This is a genomic window from Streptomyces sp. IBSBF 3136 (genome assembly GCF_036815105.1).
GTDB lineage: Bacteria > Actinomycetota > Actinomycetes > Streptomycetales > Streptomycetaceae > Streptomyces.
The window spans coordinates 1-5252 of record NZ_JAJSZC010000355.1; the positions used below are offsets into that span (position 1 = coordinate 1).

Annotated in this window: 5 protein-coding genes; 4 read left to right on the forward strand and 1 reads right to left on the reverse strand. The window is 75.7% G+C overall.

Annotated elements, in window-relative coordinates:
* Window positions 1–161 precede the first annotated feature (161 nt).
* Both V7E45_RS38520 and V7E45_RS38525 read left to right on the forward strand, forming a co-directional pair.
* Window positions 162–2036: a glycoside hydrolase family 47 protein gene (locus V7E45_RS38520; RefSeq protein WP_333778935.1), complete on the forward strand. Its 1875-nt coding sequence runs from the start codon at window positions 162–164 to the stop codon at window positions 2034–2036.
* A gap of 86 nt (window positions 2037–2122) precedes the next feature.
* Complete coding sequence (locus V7E45_RS38525; RefSeq protein WP_333778939.1) at window positions 2123–2707, forward strand: HD domain-containing protein; 585 nt, start codon at window positions 2123–2125, stop codon at window positions 2705–2707.
* A 59-nt stretch (window positions 2708–2766) separates the two neighbouring features.
* On the opposite strand, the gene V7E45_RS38530 is transcribed toward V7E45_RS38525, so the two are convergent.
* Window positions 2767–3672 carry a LysR family transcriptional regulator gene (locus V7E45_RS38530; RefSeq protein WP_333778936.1) on the reverse strand — a complete coding sequence of 302 codons (906 nt, stop codon included), beginning with the start codon at window positions 3670–3672 and terminating at the stop codon, window positions 2767–2769.
* A gap of 141 nt (window positions 3673–3813) precedes the next feature.
* Between V7E45_RS38530 and V7E45_RS38535 the strand changes: the two genes are divergently transcribed.
* Together V7E45_RS38535 and V7E45_RS38540 are read left to right on the forward strand one after the other, a co-directional pair.
* Window positions 3814–4509, forward strand: a complete 696-nt coding sequence (locus V7E45_RS38535) for a type 1 glutamine amidotransferase domain-containing protein (RefSeq protein WP_333778937.1) — start codon at window positions 3814–3816, stop codon at window positions 4507–4509.
* A gap of 175 nt (window positions 4510–4684) precedes the next feature.
* Window positions 4685–5164, forward strand: a complete 480-nt coding sequence (locus tag V7E45_RS38540; RefSeq protein ID WP_333778938.1) for a hypothetical protein — start codon at window positions 4685–4687, stop codon at window positions 5162–5164.
* Window positions 5165–5252 lie beyond the last annotated feature (88 nt).

Consider the following 5252-nt stretch of genomic DNA (forward strand, 5'->3'; position numbering starts at 1 on the left):
CCTTCCGATGGCGCCCGCGCCGGCTCGCGCCCGCCCGCCGCCCCCCCTGACCGTGCCGCCCGTTCCCGCCGACGCCCGCGAGGCGCCGCATCGCGCACCCGGACGGCCACCGATCCCCTCACCCGGACATCGTTGTCCCGACCCCCGCACGGAGACCCCTCATGGCGACACCTCCCGCTCCCGGCCACCCGGCCGGTCCGCCGAGCACCCGGCTCACCCGACGCGCCCTGCTGCGTTCGGCGGCGGGCGCGACCGCGGCGCTCTGCGCGCTGGGCGGGCCGGGCGCCGCGCCGGCGTCCGCCGCGCCCGGCCCCGCCGATCCCGCGCTCGCGGAGGACGTGCGCCAGGAGTTCCTGACCGCCTGGACCGCCTACCGGCGCCTGGCCTGGGGCCGCGACGAACTGCACCCGGTGAGCGGCACCGGCTCGGAGTTCTTCATCGACTCGGTGCCACTGGGCCTGACCCTCGTGGAGTCGCTCGACACCCTGTTCCTGATGGAGCTGGACGGCGAACTCGACGCCGCCGTCTCCTGGATCGGCACCCGCCTCGACTTCGACCGCGACGCGAACATCCATGTGTTCGAGGCGATCATCCGGCTGGTCGGCGGGCTCCTCTCCGGCCACCACTGCACCGGCGACCCCGTCCTGCTGACGAAGGCACGCGATCTCGCGGACCGGCTGCTGCCCGCCTTCACCTCCTCGCCGACCGGGGCGCCGTACCGGTACGTCAACCTGCGCACCGGCGCCGTCAGCGGCAGGCAGGTGCCGCTCGCGGAGATCGGCAGCAACATCACCGAACTCGGCTGCCTCTCCCGGCTGACCGGTGACCGCAGGTACCTCGACGCGGCGAAGAAGGCGCTGCGGGCACCCTACGAACGCCGTTCGGCGCTGGACCTCGTCGGTACGACGCTGAACGTGGAGACCGGCGTCTGGACCGACCCGACCGCCCGGGTGGACCCGCCCGTGGACTCGTACTTCGAATACCTCTGGGACGCCTACCAGTTCCTCGGCGACACCGAGATCCGCGGCTGGTACCGGACGCTGACCTCGGCCGTCCTGCGGCACCTCGGGGAGACCCGGGACGGGCGGCTGTGGTTCCGGTCCGCCGACATGCGCAGCGGGGCCACGACCGGGCACGGCCAGTCCGAACTGGCCGCCTTCTACGCCGGGTTGCTCGGGCAGGGCGGTGACCTCGGGGCGGGCGAGTCCTACCACTCCTCGTGGGCGGCCGCCCTGACCCGGTTCCCGGTGCCGCCCGAGACGATCGACCCCGCCACGCTCGCGGCCACCAGCACGCAGTACCGGCTGCGCCCCGAGTACGCGGACTCCGCGCTGTTCCTGTGGCTGCTGACCGGCAAGGAGGTCTACCGGGACCGCGCCCGGTGGCTGTGGGACGCGCAACGCGCCCACTGCCGGACCGCGAACGGCTACACGATCGTGGCCGACCTGCGGACGACGCCCGTCACTCGCGGCGACCTGACGCCCGGCTACTGGTTCTCGGAGAACATGAAGTACTTCTACCTGCTGTGGTCGGGCACGCCCCGCTTCGACTACGCCACCAACTACCTCACCACCGAGGGCAATGTGCTGCGCGGCGCCGCACGCGTCCCCGCGCCGTCGCCGAGCGGCACCTTCCGGCTGCTCAACCGGGCCACCGGGCGGGCGATGGGGGTGCGCGGCGCCTCGACGGCGGACGGCGCCCCGGTCGTCGGCCGGGCCCCGGACACCGGCGCCGACCAGCGCTGGATCGCCACGACCTCGGGCGGACACACCAAGCTGACCAGCCTCCACAGCGGCAGGGTGCTGGAGGTGCCGCGCTCGTCCACCGCCGACGGGACCGCCCTGCACCAGCGAGCGCACGACGGCACGCGCGCCCAGCAGTGGAGCGTCCAGCCGGCCGGCGACGGCTACCAGCGGCTCGTCAACCGCCACAGCGGCAAGGCCCTGGACGTCGCCGGCACCGCGGACGGCGCGGCCGTCGTGCAGCGGACGGCCGGCGTCGCGGCCTCCCAGCAGTGGCGGCTGGTGAGGGGGTGAGGGTGTGAGAACGGGAGCGCGGGAGGGCGAGGGGGTGGGACGGTGTGCCGGTTCGGCGGTGGTGAGACGCTGACGCGGTGACAGCGATGAGCGCGGAGGCGATCGCGACGGGCGAGACCGATCCACCGCTGCGTCCCCTCCCCGGGCGCGCCGCCGAGCTGCCGGCCGGCGTCGACGCCCCGCCCCGGCTGGTCGCCCACCTGCGGGCGGTGCACGACGTGGCGGCCCGACTGGTCGAGTGGGTGCGACGACGATGCCCGGAACTGGAGTTGGACGCGGAGGCGGTGCTGTTCGGGGCCGCGACCCACGACATCGGCAAGGCCCTGCACCCGGCCGAGCTGTCCGACCCCGGTGCCCGGCACGAGGAGGCGGGCCGTGAGCTGCTGCTCGGGCACGGCGTGGAGCCGGGCCTCGCCCGGTTCGCCGGCACGCACGCCTCCTGGACCGCCCCCGGCACCGGCGCGGAGGACCTGCTGGTGAGCCTCGCCGACAAGGTCTGGAAGAACAAGCGCGTCACGGAACTGGAGGACCTGGTCGTCGCCCTGCCGGCCGGTGCCGACGGGCGGGCGGCCTGGGAGTGGTTCATGGAACTGGACGAGGTGCTGACCGAGATCGGCGACGGCGCCGACCGCAGTCCGGCGTACCAGATGTCCCACCCGCTCACCCGGTAGCGCCCGCGCGGCCCCCGGCCGTCCGGAGCGGCGACGACCCCGGACCGGCCCGGCCGGGTTCACCAGGTCCGCCCCTCCCGCACCAGCAGTTCGCGGACGCGGGCCACGTCCGGGTTGTCGGAGGCGCCGGGGCGCTGGACGAGGAAACCGGTGTTGATCGGCGCGTCCTCCGGTTCCAGCAGTTCCACCAGCGCACCGGACCGCAGCGCCTCGGCGCACAGATAGCGGGGCAGGACGGAGAACCCCGCCCCGGCGACCACCACCGCCAGCACCCCGCGCAGGTCGGGCACCGTGACGGCGGCCGTGCGGGACAGCCGGCGGCCGAAGACGTGCCGCCAGTACCGGCGGGCGATGGGCAGGTCCTCGGCGTAGGTGATCAGCGGAACCGGCTGCAGGGCGGCCGGGCCCTCGGCGGACAGCCGGCCGGCCAGCCGCTCGGCCCAGACCGGGGCGGCGACCAGCACGAACTCCTCGTCACCGAGCGGTACGGCGTGGAGCGCGCGGCCGCGCGGGCGCGTGGTGGCGATCACCAGATCGTGGCGGCCCGCCCGCAGTTCGTCCAGCAGCGGCTCGGTCAGCCCCGTGGCCACCCGCAGCCGTACGCCCGCCGCGACCAGCGGCGCGAGGGCGGGCAGCACCTGCGTGCACAGGAACTCGGCGGGCCCCGCGAGGTGGACGGGCTCCGGGCGGGCGCCCTCCAGGGGGTCGGGGCCGGCCACGGCGGCCAGCTCGTCCAGGGGCGACGCGATCCGGGCGGCCAGCTCGTCGGCCACCTGCGTCGGGGTGACCCCGCGCGGCAGCCGTTCGAACAGCTCCCGCCCGCTCAGCCGTTCCAGCGTGCGCATCTGTGTCGTCACCGTCGGCTGCGACAGGCCCAGCAGGCGGGCCGCGCCGGTGAAGGATCCGGAGCGGTAGACCGCGAGGAAGGTGCGCAGGAGGTTCAGGTCGAGCGAGGGGGTGTCCACACCGCCGAGTATTCCGCGCCCCGGGACCTGGGCGACCCATAGGAGATCCAATGTCTGGCATGCATGACTTCATTGGTTGCCTATGGGTCGGCTCGCCTAGGTTCTTTCCCGTAAGCCGCACGTTCCGGGAGAAGATGACCCATGTCGAAGATCCTTTTTGTGTTGACCGGCGCCGACCGCCTGACCCTCGCCGACGGCTCCCAGCACCCCACCGGCTTCTGGGCGGAGGAGGCCGTGGTCCCCTACCGCGCCCTGAAGGCCGCCGGGCACGAGGTGGTCGTGGCCACGCCGGAAGGCACGCTGCCGCCGGTCGACCGGGCGAGCCTCGCCGCCGAGGTCAACGGCGGCCGGGACCGGGCCGACGAGATCGCCCGCGGCCTGGAGGAGATGACCGAGCTGCGGGAGCCGGTGAAGCTGGCGGAGGTCGACCTCGACGACTTCGCCGCGGTGTTCTACCCCGGCGGGCACGGGCCGATGGAGGACCTGGCCGTGAACGAGGACTCGGGTCGGCTGCTCGTCGCGGCCCTCGACTCGGGCAAGCCGCTCGCCGTGGTCTGCCACGGTCCGGCCGCGCTGCTCGCGGCGGTGCGCGCCGACGGGGCGAACGCCTTCGCCGGGCGTCCGGTGGCCGCCTTCACCAACGAGGAGGAGACGCAGGGCGGCCTGGCCCCCCGCGTCCGGTGGCTGCTCCAGGACCGGCTGACCGAGGCCGGCGTCGACGTCCGGACGGCCGCGCCGTGGGCGCCGCACGTGGTCGTCGACCGCAACCTGATCACCGGCCAGAACCCGGCCTCCTCGGCGCCGGTGGCGGAGGAGCTGCTGAAGCGGCTGGGCTGATCCCAGGGGCCCGGGGGCCCTGGGGTCTGGGCCCCCGGAGCGGGTGCGGGCCGTGCGCCGGGCGCGGAGGAAATTGATCGGCCGTCACCCGCAACCTCGCCCGGGGCCGGACGTCTGTCGGGGTGGAGGCCTCCACTTCCGACCGATGTCCGACCCGAGCGATTCGAAGGAACCCATGTCCGCACACCATGTCCCCCGTCCTCGCCGCATACGCCGGCTGCGCGCCGTCCTGGGGGTCTCCGCCGTGGGCGCCGCCCTGGCCGTCGCCGGCACCGTGACCGCGCAGGCGGTCCAGGGCGACACGCACCCCGCGTCCCGCACCGGCCACACCGCCACTCCGACGCCGACGCGCACGGCCACGCCGTCCCCGGTGCCTTCCCCGGTGCGCACGGCCGCCCCGAGGCCCGTCCCCTCGCCGACCCACCCGGGCGGCCCGAGGCCGGTGCCGACCACACCGAGGCCCGTCCCCACCACGACGCGGCCCGCCTCGGCCGCGCCCTCGCCGGTCCCGACCGTCCCGGGCGGGACGACGGCCGCCCCGGCACCGGCGCCCGCCCCCACGCGGCCGCACGGCCACGGCCGCCCGACGGCCGCGCCGAGTCCCGTCCCCGCGCACGGGCACGCCACGGCCGCGCCGGTTCCACAGCACCACTGAGGCATGCCGGTCGTGGGGGGGGGGGGGGGGGGGGGGGGGGGGGGGGGGGGGGGGGGGGGGGGGGGGGGGGGGGGGGGGGGGGGGGGGG